This is a genomic window from Lysinibacillus sp. NPDC097162, assembly GCF_044762185.1.
Classification (GTDB): domain Bacteria; phylum Bacillota; class Bacilli; order Bacillales_A; family Planococcaceae; genus Lysinibacillus.
Window position 1 is genome coordinate 2177896 of the sequence record NZ_JBIWDT010000001.1, and the last position, 20560, is coordinate 2198455.

At 35.5% G+C, this 20560-nt stretch carries 25 protein-coding genes; 4 read left to right on the forward strand and 21 right to left on the reverse strand.

Translation table 11 applies throughout. The features are described from left to right. Nucleotides 1-133: 133 nt before the first annotated feature. From deoC to ACIQXW_RS11120, 5 genes are all read right to left on the reverse strand, one after another. Nucleotides 134-805, reverse strand: coding sequence for a deoxyribose-phosphate aldolase (gene deoC, locus ACIQXW_RS11100; RefSeq protein WP_401017827.1), 672 nt, complete (start codon nucleotides 803-805; stop codon nucleotides 134-136). A gap of 195 nt (nucleotides 806-1000) precedes the next feature. Next, nucleotides 1001-2350, reverse strand: coding sequence for a tRNA (N(6)-L-threonylcarbamoyladenosine(37)-C(2))-methylthiotransferase MtaB (gene mtaB / locus ACIQXW_RS11105; RefSeq protein ID WP_402762001.1), 1350 nt, complete (start codon nucleotides 2348-2350; stop codon nucleotides 1001-1003). 165 nt (nucleotides 2351-2515) lie between these two features. After that, complete coding sequence (locus ACIQXW_RS11110) at nucleotides 2516-3052, reverse strand: hypothetical protein (RefSeq protein WP_402762004.1); 537 nt, start codon at nucleotides 3050-3052, stop codon at nucleotides 2516-2518. A gap of 11 nt (nucleotides 3053-3063) precedes the next feature. After that, entirely contained in the window at nucleotides 3064-3660 is a 597-nt protein-coding gene (locus ACIQXW_RS11115; RefSeq protein ID WP_402762007.1) for a replication-relaxation family protein, read from the reverse strand. Beyond that, a complete protein-coding gene (locus ACIQXW_RS11120) occupies nucleotides 3602-4897 on the reverse strand; it encodes an FtsK/SpoIIIE domain-containing protein (protein ID WP_402762010.1) in 1296 nt (431 codons plus the stop codon). The genes ACIQXW_RS11115 and ACIQXW_RS11120 overlap by 59 nt, the downstream gene beginning before the upstream one ends. Before the next feature lie 251 nt (nucleotides 4898-5148). On the opposite strand from ACIQXW_RS11120, the gene ACIQXW_RS11125 reads away from it, so the two are divergent. From ACIQXW_RS11125 to ACIQXW_RS11140, 4 genes are all read left to right on the forward strand, one after another. Further along, the gene (locus ACIQXW_RS11125; protein WP_402762013.1) at nucleotides 5149-5379 is read left to right on the forward strand and encodes a helix-turn-helix domain-containing protein; all 231 of its coding nucleotides are present in this window, start codon (nucleotides 5149-5151) and stop codon (nucleotides 5377-5379) included. A 69-nt stretch (nucleotides 5380-5448) separates the two neighbouring features. Next, the gene (locus ACIQXW_RS11130) at nucleotides 5449-5988 is read left to right on the forward strand and encodes a hypothetical protein (protein ID WP_402762016.1); all 540 of its coding nucleotides are present in this window, start codon (nucleotides 5449-5451) and stop codon (nucleotides 5986-5988) included. 134 nt (nucleotides 5989-6122) lie between these two features. Further along, complete coding sequence (locus ACIQXW_RS11135; protein WP_402762019.1) at nucleotides 6123-6272, forward strand: hypothetical protein; 150 nt, start codon at nucleotides 6123-6125, stop codon at nucleotides 6270-6272. A 255-nt stretch (nucleotides 6273-6527) separates the two neighbouring features. Continuing rightward, nucleotides 6528-6767 carry a DNA-binding protein gene (locus tag ACIQXW_RS11140; RefSeq protein ID WP_402762021.1) on the forward strand — a complete coding sequence of 80 codons (240 nt, stop codon included), beginning with the start codon at nucleotides 6528-6530 and terminating at the stop codon, nucleotides 6765-6767. 39 nt (nucleotides 6768-6806) lie between these two features. Here ACIQXW_RS11140 and ACIQXW_RS11145 read toward each other — a convergent pair whose 3' ends face one another. The 16 genes from ACIQXW_RS11145 to ACIQXW_RS11220 form a co-directional block, all read right to left on the reverse strand. Further along, entirely contained in the window at nucleotides 6807-7712 is a 906-nt protein-coding gene (locus tag ACIQXW_RS11145) for an ATP-dependent DNA ligase (protein WP_402762024.1), read from the reverse strand. A 76-nt stretch (nucleotides 7713-7788) separates the two neighbouring features. Next, nucleotides 7789-8145, reverse strand: coding sequence for a YhjD family protein (locus tag ACIQXW_RS11150; protein ID WP_402762026.1), 357 nt, complete (start codon nucleotides 8143-8145; stop codon nucleotides 7789-7791). Then, on the reverse strand, nucleotides 8142-8363 hold the full coding sequence (locus ACIQXW_RS11155; protein WP_402762029.1) for a transcriptional regulator: 222 nt from the start codon (nucleotides 8361-8363) through the stop codon (nucleotides 8142-8144). The genes ACIQXW_RS11150 and ACIQXW_RS11155 overlap by 4 nt, the downstream gene beginning before the upstream one ends. 133 nt (nucleotides 8364-8496) lie before the next feature. Then, nucleotides 8497-9237: a lysozyme gene (locus tag ACIQXW_RS11160; RefSeq protein WP_402762032.1), complete on the reverse strand. Its 741-nt coding sequence runs from the start codon at nucleotides 9235-9237 to the stop codon at nucleotides 8497-8499. Nucleotide 9238: 1 nt separating this feature from the next. Then, nucleotides 9239-9751: a phage holin family protein gene (locus ACIQXW_RS11165; RefSeq protein ID WP_402762035.1), complete on the reverse strand. Its 513-nt coding sequence runs from the start codon at nucleotides 9749-9751 to the stop codon at nucleotides 9239-9241. Nucleotides 9752-9891: 140 nt separating this feature from the next. Then, nucleotides 9892-11070: a GLUG motif-containing protein gene (locus ACIQXW_RS11170; protein WP_402762038.1), complete on the reverse strand. Its 1179-nt coding sequence runs from the start codon at nucleotides 11068-11070 to the stop codon at nucleotides 9892-9894. Further along, nucleotides 11063-13366 (reverse strand): hypothetical protein, encoded by a 2304-nt coding sequence (locus tag ACIQXW_RS11175; protein WP_402762041.1) that lies wholly within the window; start codon nucleotides 13364-13366, stop codon nucleotides 11063-11065. Before ACIQXW_RS11175 ends, ACIQXW_RS11170 begins: the two co-directional genes overlap by 8 nt. Continuing rightward, on the reverse strand, nucleotides 13363-13866 hold the full coding sequence (locus ACIQXW_RS11180) for a distal tail protein Dit (protein WP_402762044.1): 504 nt from the start codon (nucleotides 13864-13866) through the stop codon (nucleotides 13363-13365). Before ACIQXW_RS11180 ends, ACIQXW_RS11175 begins: the two co-directional genes overlap by 4 nt. Next, entirely contained in the window at nucleotides 13757-17500 is a 3744-nt protein-coding gene (locus ACIQXW_RS11185; protein ID WP_402762047.1) for a tape measure protein, read from the reverse strand. The genes ACIQXW_RS11180 and ACIQXW_RS11185 overlap by 110 nt, the downstream gene beginning before the upstream one ends. A gap of 174 nt (nucleotides 17501-17674) precedes the next feature. After that, nucleotides 17675-18133, reverse strand: a complete 459-nt coding sequence (locus ACIQXW_RS11190) for a hypothetical protein (protein WP_402762050.1) — start codon at nucleotides 18131-18133, stop codon at nucleotides 17675-17677. Between the two features lie 60 nt (nucleotides 18134-18193). Next, nucleotides 18194-18781 (reverse strand): phage tail protein, encoded by a 588-nt coding sequence (locus ACIQXW_RS11195; RefSeq protein WP_402762053.1) that lies wholly within the window; start codon nucleotides 18779-18781, stop codon nucleotides 18194-18196. After that, nucleotides 18781-19194, reverse strand: coding sequence for a hypothetical protein (locus tag ACIQXW_RS11200; protein WP_402762056.1), 414 nt, complete (start codon nucleotides 19192-19194; stop codon nucleotides 18781-18783). The genes ACIQXW_RS11195 and ACIQXW_RS11200 overlap by 1 nt, the downstream gene beginning before the upstream one ends. After that, nucleotides 19191-19592, reverse strand: coding sequence for a hypothetical protein (locus ACIQXW_RS11205; RefSeq protein WP_402762059.1), 402 nt, complete (start codon nucleotides 19590-19592; stop codon nucleotides 19191-19193). The genes ACIQXW_RS11200 and ACIQXW_RS11205 overlap by 4 nt, the downstream gene beginning before the upstream one ends. Continuing rightward, complete coding sequence (locus ACIQXW_RS11210) at nucleotides 19555-19938, reverse strand: phage head-tail adapter protein (RefSeq protein WP_402762062.1); 384 nt, start codon at nucleotides 19936-19938, stop codon at nucleotides 19555-19557. The genes ACIQXW_RS11205 and ACIQXW_RS11210 overlap by 38 nt, the downstream gene beginning before the upstream one ends. Beyond that, on the reverse strand, nucleotides 19916-20212 hold the full coding sequence (locus ACIQXW_RS11215) for a head-tail connector protein (RefSeq protein ID WP_402762065.1): 297 nt from the start codon (nucleotides 20210-20212) through the stop codon (nucleotides 19916-19918). The genes ACIQXW_RS11210 and ACIQXW_RS11215 overlap by 23 nt, the downstream gene beginning before the upstream one ends. A 2-nt stretch (nucleotides 20213-20214) precedes the next feature. Beyond that, nucleotides 20215-20559, reverse strand: coding sequence for a hypothetical protein (locus ACIQXW_RS11220; protein WP_402762068.1), 345 nt, complete (start codon nucleotides 20557-20559; stop codon nucleotides 20215-20217). Between the last annotated feature and the right edge of the window lies 1 nt (nucleotide 20560).

Consider the following 20560-nt stretch of genomic DNA (forward strand, 5'->3'; position numbering starts at 1 on the left):
ATTAGCGTCACGGCGTTTACTATGTAGTTGTTTTTTACACACGATTTAATAGTTGTAAACAAAAAAATAGCATACTAGAAATTATCGAGTACACTATTTTTCCTATTGAGCAATATTAAGTTATTCGCGGGAATTAGTAATTAGAGTCTGCAATTAAGCCCTTCATAATGGCTACGCCCGAGCTTGCACCAATGCGAGTGGCACCTGCTTCAACCATTTTTTGCATATCTTCCAAGCTACGAACACCACCAGAAGCTTTTACACCTAGCTCTGGTCCAACTGTTTTGCGCATTAAAGCGATGTCCTCTGCTGTAGCTCCACCAGTAGAGAAACCTGTTGACGTTTTCACGTAATCTGCGCCAGCTGCTACTGAAAGTTCACATGCTTTTACTTTTTCTTCCTCAGTTAGTAGGCAAGCTTCAATAATTACTTTAACAATTGCACTACCTTTTGCCGCTTCTACTACTGCTGAAATATCCGCTTGTACTTGTTCGAAGTTTTGATCTTTTAAAGCGCCAATATTGATGACCATATCCACTTCTTGTGCACCATTCGCAATCGCATCTTTTGCCTCAAATGCTTTTACTGCTGGTGTATTAGCGCCTAATGGGAAGCCAATAACCGTACAAACTAACACGTCTGAGTTTTGTAATAGCTCGCTGCAATATTTCACCCAAGTTGGGTTTACGCAAACAGATGCAAAACCAAATTCTTTGGCCTCTGCACATAACTTTTCAATTTGTTCTTTTGTAGCCTCAGCCTTTAATAATGTGTGATCAATCATACTTGCATAATTTGTTTTCATTTAACAAGCGCTCCTTCTAACATAAGTTGTCCGTACCTCTCTGGAATAATAACATGTTTTTACGTTTCCGTCTAATTTCTTAAGTCATTACCCAATGGTTTTTAACTTGTCATAATTTTTATCATGCCCGTTCAGGTTAATATTATCAATAAAAAAGGATTGTCCATCAACAACAGATAGACAATCCTTTAGCAATTATTTTACAGTTTCAAGTAAGCGTACGAACTGTCCTTTAGAATGAGGGTAGCCTGCTTGTGTAATTTTTACCTTTACAAGTTGGCCAATAAGGTTTTCTGGGCCTTCAAAAACTACTTTTAAGTAGTTGTCTGTATAACCCGTTAATAAGCCTTCTTCCTCACTACCATCGTGAACAAATTCTTCTGGAATTACTTCTAACACTTCATTTTCAAAACGAGAAGCATATTCCTTAGCAAGTTGGTCATTTAAAGCGATTAGGCGGTGAACGCGCTCATTTTTAATGTCCTCATCGATTTGGTCTTCCATTCGAGCTGCTGGTGTACCTGTACGAGGAGAGAATGGGAACACATGTAATTCTGAAAATTTATGGTCACGAATAAAGTTATACGTTTCCATAAATTCTTCCTCGGTCTCACCTGGGAAACCAACGATAACGTCAGAAGTAACAGCTAAGTTCGGCAATGCTTCATGTAATTTTGTTAAGCGTTCTCCGAAAAATTCCATCGTGTATTTACGGCGCATACGTTTTAATACGGTATCCGAACCTGATTGAATCGGAATGTGTAGATGATTAACAACAATGTTTGACTCGCGTAAAACATCGATCACCTCATCTGTCAATTGGCTAGCTTCAATAGAAGAAATACGTAAACGTTTTAAACCTTTTACATTCGCCTCTAAATCACGTAACAACTGGGCAAGGTTATAATCTTTTAAGTCTTGTCCATAGCCACCTGTATGAATACCCGTTAGGACTATTTCAAGGTAACCAGCATCAACTAATTGTTGCGCTTGGTTTAGTACTTCCTGTGGATCACGCGAGCGCATTAACCCACGCGCCCAAGGAATAATACAAAACGTACAGAAGTTATTACAGCCTTCTTGAATTTTTAATGATGCGCGTGTTCTGTCTGTAAATGCCGGCACATCTAATTCTTCATATACACGGTTTTTCATAATGTTACGTACAGCATTAATTGGTTGACGCTCGTTACGATATTGCTCGATATAGCCAAGTAATTTTGTACGATCCTGTGTTCCTACAACAATATCAACACCAGGAATCGCCATAATTTCAGCTGGCGACGTTTGAGCATAACAGCCTGTAACACAAATAACAGCATCTGGATTTTGACGCACAGCTCGACGAATAACTTGTCGCGATTTTTTATCGCCCGTATTTGTTACTGTACATGTATTAATAACATAAACGTCCGCTTGATGATCAAATTCCGTACGGTCATACCCATCTTCTTTAAACAGTTGCCAAATAGCCTCTGTTTCATAGTGATTTACTTTACACCCTAGTGTATGGAAACTCACGATTTTTGGTCGCTCGCTACTCATGATAAATATCATCCTTTCAACTTCACATTGCACTGTGTTTCTTAATTACTATTTTTTATTATAATGTATTTACTTTAGATACGTGATTTATGATAACACAAACCTTTTATTTTCAGTACTTTAAAGATTATTTTAATGTTAAGGTTTACTTTTTGGTCTAGCATTTTACATAGCTTTGCCTATAGATTTTAATATTTCTAAAAATAATGGAGACATCTGTATACAAACATATCCTAAACCTGCATTCATGATGGTATTCCATGCCCTTTCACTATTACCAAACATAAAAAAGAAACATGCCCCGACCATAATTACACTTGCTATCGGGAAACTAATAGCAACTAAAATTTGAATAAGCGGATCTAAAGCAGTCGCTAAAATTTCTAAGGATTTATCGGCAATAACACCAGTTTGTTGAGTTATTGCATTAACAGGAATAACAGATGGTATTTGTGCAATCACTGGCTCTAATACAGGCTGCTGGTTCGGCATATTTACAGGTATATTCGCAGAAGATGATAAATTTTGAAATTTATTATACACAAATAATCCCGCTGTAATCGCTGTTACTGTTGGCACTGCTGCTGCTACTACTACATGCCTTAATGTTGCATACTTCTCATCACCAGCAAAACGTTCTGAGTAATCAGTGTATTCACTAACTGGCACAACCTCAGTTTTTTTTGTTCTTTTTATTAACATACCTTTCCCCCTTACGTAATATCGTCCATTGTGTATATCTGGAATTTCAAACCATTACTTGCGCAAGCCTCTTCAAGTTGTTTCCTACGTAGTTCAGTGGTTGTTAACCAAACCAAAGTTGGATTGTAACCAAATTGTTGCAATATGCTAGGCATCAAATTTTTATAGCGATTTATTTTATCTCTATTTGTTTTCATGGTTTGCAGATTATCAACTTCAAGAAAATATTGAAAACCGTTTCTAGTGAACATTGCATCTGTAATTACTGAATTACTACCACTAGAAATTTTCACTTCATTCTTCCAATCAATTGGACAATTATAAAATAACCAAAATTGATTGCGCATAATAAAATGTTTAACATGACCGCCTTTTTTCCTAACTTTTTCACAACCTACATAACCTCTTCCTTCTTTGGACAAATAGTAAATTGTTTGATAACCTTCTCTGATATTAAATAGGTAGAAAGATAAACTCCTTAAAACTCTATTTGTGTTACAAACCTTCCCTAATTTGAAATAACTATTTAGTTGATCGCGAGTAAGAAAATCAAATTTCTTTAAAAGTAACAATATCTGTTCTTCCCTGTTTGATAATGTTGGCTTCATTAATCTTCTCCTCTCTCGAATAAAATGGAAGAATAACGGATTGAATTTCTTCTGAGGTTATTAGTGGTGTTTGGAGAATTTCACGTTTATCTGCTGTTTGATAAATAGCTCGACCTTTTACCAGTGGTAGTGATTCCGCTCCCGCTTCGTCAAGTATTACTCTTGAAGCTGTTGCAGATTGGACTCGAAATGATAATTTAGCATCTGAATTTTGCTTACATTGTCTAGGAATAATATCAATAGTCGGATATTGAGTTGCAAGGATTTGGCGAAAACCAAGTCCAGCTCCTAGACGAGCTATTTGTGACATAATTGTTTGGCATTGCTGTTTTAGTTGTTTTTCCTCTTTCGTAATCGCTTCTAAAGGATTTAATTCCCCAACCTCATCCACAATGATGAAATAGCGTTCTTTTATGCCACCTTCTTGCACATTCTTTTTTCCTTTTCTCCTTAACTCCAACTGAATATTTCTCATACAGTTATATGCTATTTGCAAGGTGTGTAAGGCTTCTTCTGGCTCATATGCAATTGATACTGTTTGTTTAATGTTTTCGTAATCACATAGTTCCACGCCGCCTTTTAAATCAATCAGAAACAGTTTTACGTTATCGGAGTTACTTTGAAGCAAGCTACATATCATTGAATTAATAAAGTTGCTTTTTCCATATCGTGTAGCACCACCAAGTAGTAAGTGAGGTATAGATTCAAAGTCATGATATCTAAACTCATTCATAGCCCTTGTAACACCCACGGGTACTTTCCAACCTTCACCTGCAATAAAATCCACTTTTTTCGCCATCGATTTATCATAGACCCTCATAATTAATAACCCATCATAATTTAACTCTATTTCCTTTTGCTCAGTTAATTTTGTTCGCAACAACTTATTTAAGTTATGGAATAAATCACCTTGCCACTCTAACTTAAAAAAATCGTTTATTGTAATATGTTTTCTACGATTATTTAAACCATCCTCTAATACATTCATTTTTGATAAATAATCATCATAGCTACGACCAAGCGGAATCCTAAATTTATATTCCCACCCCCATTGATATTTTTTCTTACTTACTAATTGAGTGGTTAGTGTTCCTTTGCCATCCCGAACATTCAATCCAGCAAGTGACATAATGCGTAAAATTTTTCCACTTTCGTTTGAGGAAATCCCTTTATATTCTGAATAAGCCTTTAAAGCAATTCCCCCCATTAATCCAGTTGTAAAGATTTCGAAAAGCACTCATTCATCCTTTCGTTAAGAAAATTAGGTTCACGGTTCTCTTACGTAGTAAGAGTTGTTCGATTCTGTTATTTCGTTATCCATATTCAAGCCGTTGATATTAAAGGATTTTGTATGTAACAAATAGAACTTATAGAGTGATATTCAATTAGGTAGAAGGTGTGTTATCGCATCTGTTAGAAAAATCTTACGCTAAACGGAATTAAATTATTCCGTTTAACGGAATTTTTATTTTTGTGAGGTGATTATTTGTGGAAATCGAAGTTAAATTAAAACAACTATTGTCCAAAAAAAATATGAAACAGATTGAACTTTCAAAATTAACAGGACTTACACAACGTACTATTTCTGAGCTTACAAATAATCAAGTTGAGCGTTTATCGAGAAGGACATTATGTAAAATTGCTGAAGCTTTAGAGGTAAAGGACATTCGTGAATTGATTGATTTTAAAAAAACATCTAGCAATACAGACAATCAATAGTGGATTTTTAATATGTACATCTACCATTAAATTCCCTAAAATGGGAATTATAATGAAAGGATGATACATATGAACAATACTGCAAAGAAAGGCTGTGCCATTGGTTGTTTTGGCTTAATAGCATTAATTATTATTATTTTAATTATCGCTGCTTCAATAGACTCAAATAACAGTGGTGATAAAAAAGGTGCTAGTAAAAAAGCGTTAGACACTTCCCTACCTATTGTGGAGAGGCTTGAATATGCAGTTTTAGGTACTCTTGGTGAAAATAATAATATGAGCAAATCAAGAGCTATCAGTGTAATTAATAACTCTAACAATGTAACAATTAGCTTTATGTCAGATGAATCGTCTGGTAGTTATTCTTCTTTAGAATCTGATATTGTAGATGTATTAGAAAGTATTAAGGATATTGAAAACCTTAATACTATTACTATTAGCGCTCAAGCTATGTTCGTTGATAAATACGGTAATACTTTTACAGACAATGGTTTAACCATAAATATAGATAAATCCGAAATTGATAAAATAAATTTTGAAAAATTTAATTACGATCAATTGAAGTTAATTGTTAATTCTTATTCATTACATCCAGCATATAAAAAATAAGTCACTCAATTGAGTGACTTTTTTATCGTAATTCAATGTAATTAATTTACAAAAATAAAAAATAAATGAAAAAACCTATTTACTTTTTTAGCTAGGTATTATATAATAAGAGTATAGAAAGGAGGTGAACAAGAGTGGATGATTTAGAAAAAGTCCTTGCAACAGTTGCACTAGTCGCTACAGCTTTCAAAGCTTTCACATCAGGCTTGAAAGACATTTACGACATGAAGCAAGGCAAAAAGAAAAAGCGACGCCCCCCAACCAAAGGTAAACGTCGCAAGTAATAAGTGAAGGAGGTTAACTCCTCCTTCTCAATAATATTATACCACATCCACTTACATGTATGAAAAGAATGCTAAAGCGAATTGGTTACACAAATATTGCACTTTTAATTGCAAGCACAGCCATAATAATCAAATATGTCAACTTCCAAAGTCCTTCAACATTTGATTATGTATTGCTAACACTATACGGAATAACTGTTTTAATTCACATTACAAGGCTAATACTTTTTATGGTCCCAAGAGAAAGGTGATAACATGAAATATGAATTTTCAAACACTGACGAACTTCTTAGTTTCTTAAATACAGAATTATTATCCGCAGCCGAAGCAGCCGAAGTATTAGAAATATCCAAAGCTCGTATAGGAAAATTGATGAAAGAAGGTAAGCTAATAGCAGCTAAAGAACAGCCTAAAATGTTTCTAAAAAGTGTACTGTTAGAGAAAAAAGATGAACTCGAATTGCTCAGAAAAAAATATAGACCTTATGATGAATAACAAAAAAGACCAGGTACTCAATTTATTATGAGCGCCTGGTTATTTGTTTATTACTTCAGGAATCTTATCAAAATTAAATCCTTTAAAGGATACTATTCTTAATGAACCCGATACTGTTCTTTCCAAATATTGAACATTACAGTGCAATCTCGGTTCAAGCCACATCATGTCACGGTCCACGCTGGTCACAATTTGTTTTGCTATTTCTCTGAATACCCTTTTTTCTTCTGTCTTAAATCCAAATTCAACATTTGCCAGTGGTTTAAATTTACCATTACTTACTTGTGTACCTACCAACATTGTAAACGGATTTTCTTTGTAACCTAGGATAACAGCATCAGTAATTTTAAAATGCTTAAATTTTAACCAATCATTTGATCGATGATTGATTTTGTATGTGGAGTTGCTTCGTTTTCCAACAATACCTTCCATTCCTTTGTCTTTTGTTAACTGAAAGATATTGTTGCCGTTGCCCGCAATTGATGGTGTGACAAGTATTTTATTTGAAGGTTCGATAATTGAAGATAATATTTCCTTACGTTTTACTAATGGATGTTGCATTAGTGGTTTATCAGTAGCTAATACATCGAATGCAATAAATGTTGCTGGATAATGTAATGTAGCCTGTTCAATTTTACTTGTGTTTGATAGCCTGCCTCTATATGCAAAGTCATCAAATACGGATACACCATTTCGTAAAACTACGCCTTCACAATCAATAATTGCTGTATGTGTTTGAATTGATTGTCCTACTTCTTGAAGTTCAGGAAATTTTGCTGTTACATTATTTCCGTGACGTGTATATGCTTCAACCCTATCCCCTTGTTTGTGCAAAAGGATGCGCCAACCATCCCATTTTATATCGTAAATCCAATCTGGATTATCTATAATTTCATTATTGTTACCCATTTGAAGTAACATTGGTTTTATTGGAGTAAATAACATTACCTATTCCCCCTTATAACCATTATCTCATGTCACACTAGGTAAAAGTACATGTAAATGAAGGAATTAGAGGTAACTAATTTTTAACCTCATCTTTATATAAGTGTTGATTCAGCAACTTTTCAACCTGTGTTTTCAAAGCCATATTTGCATACGTCAACACAAGGTCCTCACCTGCTGTAGCAACAATTAAATCGCTAAAATATTCATCTGTCTTTTCCCACCGCACTACTCTTATTTTATCTTTAGCCAGCAACCTTTTAGAGTTGTAACATTCTTGTGAAATGTCATCTAAAAGCTTATCGAGTATTGGTAAATACACATTGCTCATTTTAAGATTTTCAATCACCTTGTAGTCACGTTGTATTGTCTGTACTGCCATATCATAAACTACATATTTGTGGAGTAGTCGCCTTTGTTCAAAACTTATCATACAACTGAACGCTCCTTGAGAATGATAGGAACAACTGCTAATACGCTATCAATCATGAAAGTATGCTTTGCCTGTCTTATAAAACAGTAAGCTTGAAATGAATCACCAACAATTTTAATGACTTTTATGCATCTTTTTGTTATGTAACCATCCTTTGCTACATACATCATGTATACTAATTGATTACGTTGCATTCCTTTTACCAGTTGTTCTTTCATCACCGTTCACTCCTCCAACAAGAACATTCGTTTGTATTTATATTAGAACAATAGTTCGTGTTTTGGCAAGTGTAAATTTTTGAGAAATAAAAAAGACCAGGCTCACAGTGAAGTGATAACCTGGTCAATGCTACTAATGTGCTGTTCCTCGAATTGTTGCGTAATTTAATTTCCCCTCTTTTATAGCATGCTCAGCTATTTTCTTTGCTTCCTCAAGTGTGTTACTCCATCCACTAATGAAACGCCAACCATTTTCGTTTGTACTTCCATTTACAGGCTCTACGTACGAAAAATATCCTTGTTGAAATACTAAGTTCATAGCTGATATCATTGCTTCCCGACTATTATAATTCCCGCTTTGGATACGGAATTTTTTTGGATCTTTATTAATTTCTACATATTGAATTTTGTTTTTAACGTTCACTGTTGCAATTGGCTTTTTAAAAAGCGCCACTTCTTCTATACGACGATTGACAAGACCTTGTAGTCGTTTTCCTCCAGCGTTGCAATATAAAAGCATTTCAGCGCAAGCTTTTTCCCATTGTCTTGCATTCAAGTATTTTAATAACGCACTACTTTTTAGAATATGACGGCCTAGGTTGTATTGAAAGCTTGCAAGGGCATCGTATTGATTTTGATTTAGTGGTGTTTTAACATACTGCTCAATAGAGTTAGCATGTTCTTGTACCTGCTTACCTAATAATAACCACGCTTCTTCCTTTTTAATAACTTCCCCTTTTTTGACAGGTTGTCCGTTTGCCCATCGTGTTGTACCGTAACCAATCGTCCACACTTTCGCAGGACAAAGGTACGCATTTGCATAAAACCCTTCCCACTTTGCAATTAAGTTTAGAGCTGCATTAGAAATCTTCATTTCATACATCCCCTCTTTCATTATTTTTTGTAATTTCTTCTAATCTCTGTTTTGCTCTTGCATCTTTGTGGTCCAATTCAGCAGATACCCATTCAATGGCCCATGTTGGCAACCATGTATTCCATCCAGCTCGTTTAGTGTTAGCGATAACAGAACGTGCGATGCTACGAGCAAGAATAGCAATAACAACTCCAGTTACAATAACTTCTGAATGCATAATTAAATCAATCAATCTTGCTAACACTGGTAAACATAATAAAAAGACCGTACGTTTAACACCATCTATCCCATAAGCACTAGTATCAATACCATCTTTCTTAGCCGCTGATGTTCCTGTTAACCAATCTAACGCGATTAGAGTCACATATAGCAAGTACGCTATTAAAATTGTAGGAACAGCACCAAACCCTAATTGAAAAATCATCATGCAAATTGCTCCTAATGATGAAACGAAAGGTTGCTCCAGTATTTGTTTACCTAAATTTATCGACTGTGCCATTATCCAATTGTCCATATCAACACTTCCTTTATGCATAATAAAAGCCTTCCACAGATAATTGCGAAAGGCAAAACAGTATATTTAAATTGGTTATTACCTAGATATCTCCATGTATAAAGATATAATCCTTGAATTTTTCGTGTAATACCATTTCTTCACCTTCTGTAGTTTGTTAGTGGCACTCTTTTGCACTTTTTTATAGCCCTTTTTAATTTAAAAGTTGGATAACTAACTCCTTCAACAATAGTCCAAATGTTTTCAAAATCCCAATCCTCATAATTTGCCTTCGTTTTCATCTGGGCTGTATTGCGTCCTTCTTGAAGAGTCGAGGATGTGACTTCCTGCCAGTATTCTTGCCAAACGTCTCCTGTTGTAGGTTGTGCTCTAGTAAAAGGTCCAGGCCACCAAGGAGGAGGACCTGTTTCGTTCCATGCAGGGTCCCAATATTCATAGTCAACATTTGATTGAGAGTTTGTACAAATATACAAACTACCGTCAGTACCTTTCGCAATATTATCGCTATAGTAATAACAGTCAGGCATCCAAGGAAGTGCACCGCCCAATTCTGTATCTGTATAGCAAGAATTAAAGGTAGTATCCCATTGCTGATTAGCAAAAGGATAAAATATTGGAGCATTAGTTGTGCCAGAATAATCAACTGAAAATTGAGTTGAAGAGAAACAGTTTTTTACTGTAGTGTAATACATACTAGTTGCAAAAGAACCCATATAACTATTGGCATTGCGTGAATATCCTGTTAAATTACCAGTAGTATAAGAATTTTGTATGTCTGCATTTGAAGCGTAACATAATAATCCCCCAACTTGAAATCCAGTTAAAAATGAGTTTACAGATGCGCATTTGTTTATGGTTGAATTATATAATTGAGATACTAACCCCCCAACACTACAGCCACTATTTAATACTTCAACAACTCCATTTACAAGACAATCTGTTATTTCCGTTTGACTAGATGCTTCCCCTACCAAAATAGCAGCATACGTATAACTTCCAGTATTCTTAATAGTAGCATTTTTGATACTTATCCCTTTTAATATAGCACCTTCACATACTGCAAAAAATCCCGTATATTCTCCTTCATTCTCAATTTTCAAATTATTTATTTCTAAGTTTGAACCATCATAAATTCCAGTAAATGGCGTGTCATAACTACCTATAGGCTCGAAATTTTCAATTACTTTTAAGTCGATATTTTTCTTTTGTTTGTAGTGTGCTGATAAATTATTTCTAATCGCATTCAAATCTTGTGAATCCTCGACTAAAAAAGGAGATGACTCTGCGCCATCTCCACCACCAAATAACCCATTAGCCATTTAGCTCGCCTTCTTCCTCCATTACACCTTCCTGGCATACAGCCTGTATACTCACTTCAACCTCACCACTAGACAATCCCTTGATATCTACAGAAACACCTATACATTTATTATCATCATCTTTAATTAACGACCAGTAAGAAGTAACAGGCTCTGTTTGCTCTACTTTACCCACTCCTAGCGATACACTAATTACATCATCATAGGGCACTGTAAAATCAAATTGTGCTCCTGTATTTGATGCTTTGACTATTTCCGATTCTATATAATACCCTATACTTGGTGGTAAATCTGGCTCATCACTTCTTTCAGTAAATTTCAATCCATAAGTTTGTTTACGGTGTTGTGTTGGATCAAAAAGACCTGGTGGCGCTTCGCTAGCTGTAACTACCAAGAACATGATGTTATTCGTTGGAAAACTCCAGTTTGCTATACTTCCTTTAACATCTTCTAAATAATAAACTTCAGGTAATCCATTTTTATCGAAGATTACAATTTCTACTGAATACGACCTGTACTCTCTTCTTAGCGTTAATCTCAAACCATTATATTCTTTTAGTTCTGTATAAAAAATCTCTGCTTGAATTTCGTTAAGTGATGGTTTCGTACCTAAATCAATACCACTTAACTGCAAACAATTTACGTCCCCAATTCGAAACTCATAAAATGGATCGATAGGTACTTTTTCAAATGTGACACCATACATTACCCTTTTGTGTATAGCTGGATTGAAATTCGCTTCGGCTTTTTCTTGAATTGTTATTAGTACGTATTCTGCATCAGGGCGCGGAAAATTCCATTTACCGATTTGGTCTTTCACAATCTCTAAATCATATTGTACTGGCAATCCATTTTCATCAAGTAAAGTGATATAAGTTATGAAATCTTTAAATTCACGTTTGAGGGACAATTTCATCCCCTTATGCTCCTGCATCAAATTGTATTCAAGCTTTGTAGAAATATCGTCTAGCTCTAGGTTTTCCCCTCCTGTATCAATCAATGGATTCATACCAAGAACATTTTTCTTTCCTATTTTAAATTCTTGAAGTGGTTCTATATACTTTTTTTCAAATTTAACAGCGTAGTCTCTGAATTTATGGACTTCTGGATTTAACTGATTTAACGGTACTTCACTTATAGTAATTGATATGCCTACCATTTTTGGTTTAGGGAAATGCCAATCCTTTATTGCGTTTACAACATTTGCTAAAGTGTATTCCTCATAGGTATCGTCTTCATAAAATTCACCGATTATTACATGATAGTTGGCATATTGAGGCTTCACTTTTAATGACATGCCTTTATGTTCGCCACTAATGTAAAAATCAATAGAGGTAGATATATTTTTTGGTAAGGTATCTTCCTCGCCAAGTTCGATACCACTTAGTGCCATACAATTAATCTTACCAATTTGCCAGCTCTGTAAAAAATAATTTAAGCTAGGATCTTCCTTCTCTTCATCTTCTTTATCCTCATTCATGACACTTACAATATCACGTATAACTTGCCCCACATCTAATTGCGGTACTTCTTTAAATAAAGGATTATAGCGCTTACCTACGATACGTTCAGTTGCATCAATGGCTAAATCTGTATCAATCATGCGAACTGTATCACCTAGATCAGCAGAAGCAATAGCTTGTTGTTGAGAGCCAGACATTTTACTAAAATCAATAATGTCCACTTCGTGCGCATATTCAATAGAAAAATTGTCATTCAAATCTATCTTTTGTGTAATCGTTTGAATGTTTTTTCCAACCTCTAAAACAAGACCTTTATTAGCACCACGCCTATTAAGAATAGTAATTAAAAACTTGTTATATTCAACTTCTAACCCATTTTGGCGTGCAAATTCATTTATTCGGCTTCGACCACCTTTAGCGCTTGGTCTGTAGTAATAATACCCACCTGCTAAATCAATTATCTGAAAACCGTCCATTCCCCAACATTCCGAAATTATATTTAAAGGCGAGCCCTCATAAAACTCTTCTTCACCCTCTGAAAAAAAAGGCGCTTCTGACGGATCATTTAATACATAGCTCACATGTTCAAGCATAAGCCTAATTTCTTTACTTCTATCGCGTTTCTTGTCAACTCCAGCTATTATAAAAAAATCTCCATCCATCTCCACTAAATTAGGATAGTGTAAGAAGGAAGGAAATTTGTTTTCAGCAATTTGAATATCAGCAGTGTATTGGTCATTGATGACTTCATAAATCTCTGCGTTAATGACATTTTCAAGTGTACCAACAGGCAATAAATTACCATTATTTAGAATTTTAATATCGTAACTCATAAGGCCACCATATCAGGAGAACAACGGAACGTTGCCCAAAATAACCCTTCATTCACGATACGTTCAAAATCTTCACTAGAAATAAACTTAGCCATGTATGCGTACTTAGAATCTTCGTCAAAAATTAAATGCTCCTTCTGTGCCGATTTGAAATAACCACGTAAAGCCCGACAAGCATCATAATAGGTTTTACCTGCTAATGGTGTAAGTAGGAATTGTATGCGAATTTCAATATCACTTTCACTATTATCAGATATTACTATACTGCCGTTAACTTTTGGTAATTTGATATATGAATCACTGAATTCACCAAAAAGAGGTCTTTCAGTGTCCATAACCTCAAGCCCCAATCGCGAACAGTGTATTCCTTTAAATGTGATGTCAGACATACTATTTCCCCTTTCGATCACGTTGCTGTTGCTCATAAATTTGACGTGTAACTTTCTTAATATCTGCTTCTTCACGTATGATAAATTGCGCACCTTCCAACATACGTTCATAATTATGATGAATCACTTGAGCTTCTTGTCGCCCTCCTCCAGCAGCATCAAATATCGCTCTGCCAATTGCACCTAACACTCTCTCATTAAGAGGTAATATAGCTTCTGGTCCTGCTTCTCCGACACCATGCAATGCATTACCTGTATTAAATAAAGTCGGCTTATTAAACACTCCGCCTTTAGCATGCCATTGAATATCAATTTTAGGTAATCCTTCTCCAAACCAATCTAATGGGTTAAGCGAACCTTTAATTTTAAATTTTGGAACTTTTAATTTTGGCCATTCAAAATCAAATTTAAAGAAGCTCTTAATTGCTTCAATCGCTTTTCTAACTGCTTCTTTTGCTTTATCAATAGGTGACATGATCGCTGTTGCAACCTTGTCCCAAATTTCTTTTGTCTTTTTCCAAAGGTCACTAAAATCAGTGAATTTCTTAATTTTATCCCAGTTATCCTTAATAATTTTCACTGCTAAACCAACTGGACCAGTAATAGCCGCTAAAATCCATTCCCAGTTTTTTTTCACAAATTCCCATATTGCTGTTCCTGCATTTTTAAATATCCCAATAACGAAATCCCATAGATTACCGAAAAACTCTACTATTGAATCCCAATTTTTTATTATAAGTGGAACGGCTATTGTAAGTGCAGTTACTACAATTCCAATCGGTCCAGTTAACGCTCCAAATGCAATCCGTAGAGCTGGTAATATTTTCGTTGCTATGTTGACGATTAGGGGAATTATTTTACCTAAAATTGCACCAAAGCCAAGTCCGCCTCCCCCTGTGCCAAGCATCGACATAATGGTCATGATTGCTGGACTAAGAGCTGCAAAAGCCCCTACTAAAATCCCGACTGCACTTACAATTGCAACGAAGGTAGATACTAACACTGGATGCTCTTTTGCAAAACCTGCAAATGCACCTAATACATCAGCAATCACAGAAAGTAAAGGATTAAGAGCTTCTTTTATATCCGTAAAGGCTTGATTTATCTCAGTCATTGGATCTGAGTCTAATTTATCAATATTATCTTGGATATTTTTTTGGCCGTCTGCAACTTCTTCCTGGCTAGCGTATACGCCTTGTAAAACATTTGTAATCTTTTCGCCTTGATCCTCGTACATTGTTCCAAAAAGCTCGACACCTATAGTTTCTCTTAATGTTGCATCACCTATGGAATCTAGCCAAGCAGACATATCAGTGAAAGCTTGTGCTCCTTCTTCTCCACCTTTAGCAATTGCTTTACCAAATCCTTCAAGTTTGCTAAATAAAGCTTGCACAGCAGCACTGTCTGGTGGATCTTTTGCTATTGCCACCTTTTCATCATTCATTGCTTTAAACGATGCTAATTCGGCTTGATGCGCTTCTTTTACTGCATCCATCTCATTACTTAATCGTTCACTTAAAGCACTTTTACGGTTGTTTTGTTCTTCTTTCAAATAAGACAGTTTCGCTTGATTGACTTCTCGCATTGCATCAATTTGGGCTTTATTTGATTCACTAAGTGCTTTTAGTTCCTCTTTTTTCTGCTGTTGAAGCGCTTCTTTTTGAGCGTTGTGACGTTCAGACATTGCTTCTTTCTCTGCGTTAGTTTGCTCTTTTAAATGTTCTTTCCGTTCATCTATCTCTGTTTTCAGGGCATCCTTCTTAGCATCTGAAGCATCTTTCACACTGTCTTTTTGTTCTTTCAAATTATCGATTTGTTTTTTGCGATCTTCGCGAATAGATTCTAAGCGTAGCTTTTCTTCAAAATCCCGTAGGTTCTTTATTGCTTTTTGCCGTTCTTCACCATTCTTAGCAACCCGAACTGCTTTGTTTAACTCCGCTTTCTTCTCGGAGTTTTCACGTTCTTTAATCACTTTATCTTCAGCAGCAGTACGTGCATTTAGTGAATCAATTTGAGCATCTAAAGCTTTTAATTGATTGTATTTTTCTTCGTCAATAAGCTTTAAACGTTCCTTAAATTCATTATCAATGACCTTTATTTTTTCATTTGAAGCACGTTCAAATTCTTTTACTTCTGCCGCTAATGATTTTTCCAATAATTTTTGTTGTTCGTCATAATTATTAGACACAGCATCGTATTTATCACTTAGTGATTTCTCTAAACTTTTTAGCTGTTGATCATAATTTTTTGAAGCAGCGTTATACTCAGAATCTAATTTTTTAGATAAAGCATCCTGTTGCTTTGAGTGACTTTTGGAAAGCGCTTTTTCTTGACGATCAAGAGACTTGGACATAGCTTCTTCTTGTTTAGCAAAACCATCTTCCATCATAGCTAGTTGTTCATCTGTAACTTTTTTAGTACCGCCAGCCACATCACGAATAGCATCCTTCATGGATTCGGTCATCCCTCGGCCCATTTCAACAGCTTTTATACGGCCTTCTTTTAACCCATCTAAAAGATTATCGATATTCCATGATTTAGATAATGCTGCATTTGCTAGAATGGTTTGAATTTGTTTAGCTTCAAACCCTGCCCTTTTTAGTTGGATTCCATATTCTGAAATAATATCAAGCTGTTCTGGTGGAAATCCGATAGCTAATAAATTATTAACTAAATTGACCGCTTCTAAATTATTTATTCCTAATGCATCGGCTATTTCATTTGATTCTTGTATTAACTCCGTAAAATCAATTCCAGCATAAGCTCTCGAAATTGTAGCTGCGCTTTTAACTACTTCCCTATTTACATTATCTGTTGCTTCAGCATTTAAAGACCATTGTCGCCTAACACCTTCTAGTGCCGCTTCGCCTTCAACCCCATAAGCCTCTACATCTTTTACCGCAGCTCGTACAGTCGCCTTAGACTCTTCTGGTACATTAAACGACAGCTTGATTGACGTATCCAAGCTCGCACTTGATAACGCTTCTGAAATGACAGTTCCAATGCCTACAGTTGCAACCGCTGCGCCAGCCATTGACTTTAAGGAATCTCCCAACTCATTTACTTCTTGTTCTGCTTCACTTGCTGATTGGCTTAATCTTTCTAAATCAAATCGTACTTGTTCGACAGAAGAGCCATTGTCTATAGAACGGATCGCTGTTCTTACTTCAGTTAAATCACGACCAGCATTTAGTGATGACCTTGAAATTTGGTCAAATGCTCGATCTAACTGATTAGCACTTGCAGTACCGTTTTGAATAGCTCTAGTTAAATCTCTACCTAAAATACCTGAAAAATCATTTACTGTTTTACCAGTGACAGCAAATAAATTTTCTAATTGTCGTAATGACTCATTCTGATCTGCTTGAGATTGTTGCGCTCGCTGTAAAGCCTGTTGTGTTTCAGCAATTGCATTCGCAGCCTGTTGTTCTGCAATCTGATTTCTACGCAATTGTGTTTCAAGTTTCTTCGCTTCTTCAGAATTTTCACCCCATAATGCCTTAGCTTCTTCTAGTTGTCTTGTAGTGGCTTCTGTCTTTCTACGTGCAACTTCGTAGATTTGTTGTAAGCTATTGATCTTTGCTTCAAGCTTTTCGGAATCTGTAGCATTATGCTTCATTTGCTCTTGTTGAAGCTTCATTTGTTGGCGTAATGCTGCTGTTTCTTTATTCATTTCCGCCATAGACTTATTAAATTCTTGATTGCTGGCCCTAAAGGTTATTTGAACTTCATTGTTATTTGCCACATCATCACTCTCCTATCAGGCTATTACTCCATCCATCAAACGCCAGTTTGTTTGCATAAATACGCTCTACGCTTGCAATAGGAGCATGCCAAAAGGTTTCGCTGTCGATGCCAGCTATTAATACGTAGAGTGTGTAAAGGTCCTCTACGTGCATAATTACTAACTTTGGTGGCGTTATTTTTTTTTTCCTTTTTTCGTTTCTTTTTGCAGAGCTTGCGCAAATTCATTCGATTCACTCATTAGTCCAACAATCAAATCGGCATATAGTTTAATTGTTTCTGTTAATGGATAATGATATCTATCTAAAAATTCATCAAAGGATAATCCTAGATTTTTATCCGCACCAATTACAGCTAGATAAATCACAGAAATTAATTTTTGTTCATCAAAGGCCCCCAATAATTCTAAAGACGCTTTTTCATCCTCAACCTCTGAAATTAGCTTTTCTAACCCTTTTAGTTTCAGTAAATCCTCGAATAAACTTGTTTCTAATAAGCCTGTGTCGTAGCCTTTTTTCACTGCTGCATTCGTTAAAAAAGCTGGATGCACTTTTGTATTTATGAAAGTCCTTTCAAATTCACCGTCAACTTCTTTTATTTCTACTTCTTTTAACTCGACCTTTTTAATCTTCATGTGATTCCCCTCCAATATTTAATTAAAAATAAAAACACCTCCAATAAGGAGGTGCTTGGATTAAGGTGTTTCTACGGCTTCAACAAGAGATCTTTTGAAATTAGTATGCCATGTATTTACAATTGCCTGATCATCAAGCTCTGCAATAATTGCTTCATAGTAGAACTGTCCAGATGCATCTGCAACTGCGGAAAATCCTAGTTCTAACATTGCTAATTCTTCTTGTGATGTGTCAATATTTATTTTAAAGCCACCAGCGTTAGATGCTTTTGGGAAAGCTATTACCTTTGTCAAATCCTCAAAAAGATCAATTACATCAGCAGTAAACACAAAATCTTTCCCCAAAGAATTTGAGCCATAGCTATATACACCTGTCTTTAAATTTTCGTTGGACAATCCGAAATAATCGCGCAACACTTGCACAGGAACATGTGCACTTACAGTTACATTCAATTTTGTTGTTACTGTTTTTTCACCCATTGTTGAACGACCACATTTTTTTGTTAAAACCGTTGTTTCTGGTTCTGAAGATATTGTCCCTACACAGCCAAATTTTGTACCTGGCTTCTGTGTTCCTCCCTCTATAAATTGAATAGATGCATTTTTAATTTCCCATGAATCAAATTGTTCAACTACTTGTGCTGTCATTATAAACCCTCCTGTATTAAGTCTTGTAACGCTTCATCAAGTTCAGCTAAAATTTTCGGCACTGATTTTTGTAATGACCTATCACTAAAACGCTGTGCCCAAGGATTAGATGGACCACGCCCCTCATCTGGAAAGACAAGATAGCCAAAGCTCCCCTTTTTGTTAGCTGCCCCACCTTTTGACTTCACAACAAATTCTAAATTGGCTATCTCACTTTTGGACCATTTACTGTCTTTTGCATGCTTTTTATTACGAACTTTAGAGACAGGTAAAAGGTTTGTCATTTCTCTAGTTGCAATTTCAATACCTCTGGAATGCAATACTTGATTGATCGCTTTTTCTGCACTGTTTGGTAACATTCTAATTTTTTCTTCAAGCGAGCTTAGATTATTAAATTCTAACTGTGCTCTCATATTTCTGCACATCCAGTAACAATTTTCCGATTGTATAATAAGACAATTCTGTCAACGTAGTTGTCTGTATCTTTACGCCTTAATTGTTGCTTTTGTGAACGTTCAAACTTTATGATTGGTACTTTAGATAAAGCTTGAATAATTTCAATCGTCCGCTCATCTAAGTCATCGCGATTTTCAGAGTAATAGTAAACTACGATTTCCTGTTTGATTGTTTTTAGATCATCGTTTTTAAACATATTTCCTGTTTCGTAGACAAAGAAATGATAGCCTTTTTTTTCAAACTGTGCTTCCTCATCTTCTGCGAGACCATCCTCAAAGACAGGTATGTTAAATGTATTTAAAGCTTTTAATAGTGCTTCAATTTGTTCTTGCATTTTCTCCAAAGTCTTGCTCACGCATTCCCACCTCCTGGAGATAAAAATATAAATACATTTTTTCTCGGTCACTATCTACTTTTATGACGTCAAATTCTACACCATCTAAAATTACTTTTAATTTACTTTTATCATATTTGCGTAAAATAGGAGGACAGAGAGTGCGGATTTTCACACTTAAAACAGCACTTAATACTTTTGCTATTTCATAATCTTCATCACGACATGACATTTCTTGATAAGCAAGTCTCCCCATCGGTACAAACCTTTCACCAATCCGCTTGCCTTTAATAGATCTCTCTGTTTCCTTTGTGCCAAATTCGATAAATCCGTCATTTAAAACATCACGGATCTTTTTGATTGCCATTAGATGCCCTCTTTTCTAAAGCAACATGAAGAATAAGACGCTTCAATTCATCCGAAAAATTCTTTTCAAATTCATCTGCTGCATTGTTGTAAACGTAACGACAACGTTCAAACAATAACTCTGTTTCCCAATCATCCAAATCAAAAGAAAAAGCCTTACTTGTCAATTTCTCGAAGTAAGACTTTGCTCTATTAATAATTCTTTGTAATTCGGCATCTTCATCATTCCATGTAATGCGCAATCTACTTTTTAATTCTGCTAATAACTCTGACATGGCTATTTACCTCTTTTTATAGCTTTTTCAGCCTCAATAGCATCTTCCTTACCTTTTATCTTAACGCCATTCGAAAGCTCGTAATAGCCTCCTCCTATATGCTTAGGATGCTCTGATACATGTTCTTCCTGTTTTTGTTCTTCCTGTTTTTGTTCTTGTTCTCCCTGCTCATCACTCACAACCTCTGCAAGATAGATTTTTTCATATTTCGGATGAACACCTGTTAAAAAAAAGACACGTTCTTCTGTTGCTTCGAAACCTTCGGCTGGGTACGTATCTCCTGTATTGTACATATGGCCGTTGTGTTGTAGTTCTTTAAATGAATTAACTACTTTTGCTGTAATCATT

Excerpts from the sequence above, each read along its gene's own strand:
- ACIQXW_RS11110 (WP_402762004.1), bottom strand. The coding sequence starts at position 3,052 with ATGTTAATAAAAAGAACAAAAAAAACTGAGGTTGTGCCAGTTAGTGAA.
- ACIQXW_RS11150 (WP_402762026.1), bottom strand. The coding sequence starts at position 8,145 with ATGATAAGTTTTGAACAAAGGCGACTACTCCACAAATATGTAGTTTAT.
- ACIQXW_RS11130 (WP_402762016.1), top strand. The coding sequence starts at position 5,449 with ATGAACAATACTGCAAAGAAAGGCTGTGCCATTGGTTGTTTTGGCTTA.
- ACIQXW_RS11145 (WP_402762024.1), bottom strand. The coding sequence starts at position 7,712 with ATGTTATTTACTCCAATAAAACCAATGTTACTTCAAATGGGTAACAAT.
- ACIQXW_RS11220 (WP_402762068.1), bottom strand. The coding sequence starts at position 20,559 with ATGATTACAGCAAAAGTAGTTAATTCATTTAAAGAACTACAACACAAC.
- ACIQXW_RS11195 (WP_402762053.1), bottom strand. The coding sequence starts at position 18,781 with ATGACAGCACAAGTAGTTGAACAATTTGATTCATGGGAAATTAAAAAT.
- ACIQXW_RS11115 (WP_402762007.1), bottom strand. The coding sequence starts at position 3,660 with ATGAAGCCAACATTATCAAACAGGGAAGAACAGATATTGTTACTTTTA.
- mtaB (WP_402762001.1), bottom strand. The coding sequence starts at position 2,350 with ATGAGTAGCGAGCGACCAAAAATCGTGAGTTTCCATACACTAGGGTGT.
- ACIQXW_RS11215 (WP_402762065.1), bottom strand. The coding sequence starts at position 20,212 with ATGTCAGAGTTATTAGCAGAATTAAAAAGTAGATTGCGCATTACATGG.
- ACIQXW_RS11190 (WP_402762050.1), bottom strand. The coding sequence starts at position 18,133 with ATGAAGATTAAAAAGGTCGAGTTAAAAGAAGTAGAAATAAAAGAAGTT.
- ACIQXW_RS11200 (WP_402762056.1), bottom strand. The coding sequence starts at position 19,194 with ATGAGAGCACAGTTAGAATTTAATAATCTAAGCTCGCTTGAAGAAAAA.
- ACIQXW_RS11180 (WP_402762044.1), bottom strand. The coding sequence starts at position 13,866 with ATGAACGTATGTTGGAAGGTGCGCAATTTATCATACGTGAAGAAGCAG.
- ACIQXW_RS11155 (WP_402762029.1), bottom strand. The coding sequence starts at position 8,363 with ATGAAAGAACAACTGGTAAAAGGAATGCAACGTAATCAATTAGTATAC.
- ACIQXW_RS11140 (WP_402762021.1), top strand. The coding sequence starts at position 6,528 with ATGAAATATGAATTTTCAAACACTGACGAACTTCTTAGTTTCTTAAAT.
- ACIQXW_RS11175 (WP_402762041.1), bottom strand. The coding sequence starts at position 13,366 with ATGAGTTACGATATTAAAATTCTAAATAATGGTAATTTATTGCCTGTT.
- ACIQXW_RS11210 (WP_402762062.1), bottom strand. The coding sequence starts at position 19,938 with ATGGCAATCAAAAAGATCCGTGATGTTTTAAATGACGGATTTATCGAA.
- ACIQXW_RS11160 (WP_402762032.1), bottom strand. The coding sequence starts at position 9,237 with ATGAAGATTTCTAATGCAGCTCTAAACTTAATTGCAAAGTGGGAAGGG.
- ACIQXW_RS11170 (WP_402762038.1), bottom strand. The coding sequence starts at position 11,070 with ATGGCTAATGGGTTATTTGGTGGTGGAGATGGCGCAGAGTCATCTCCT.
- deoC (WP_401017827.1), bottom strand. The coding sequence starts at position 805 with ATGAAAACAAATTATGCAAGTATGATTGATCACACATTATTAAAGGCT.
- ACIQXW_RS11165 (WP_402762035.1), bottom strand. The coding sequence starts at position 9,751 with ATGGACAATTGGATAATGGCACAGTCGATAAATTTAGGTAAACAAATA.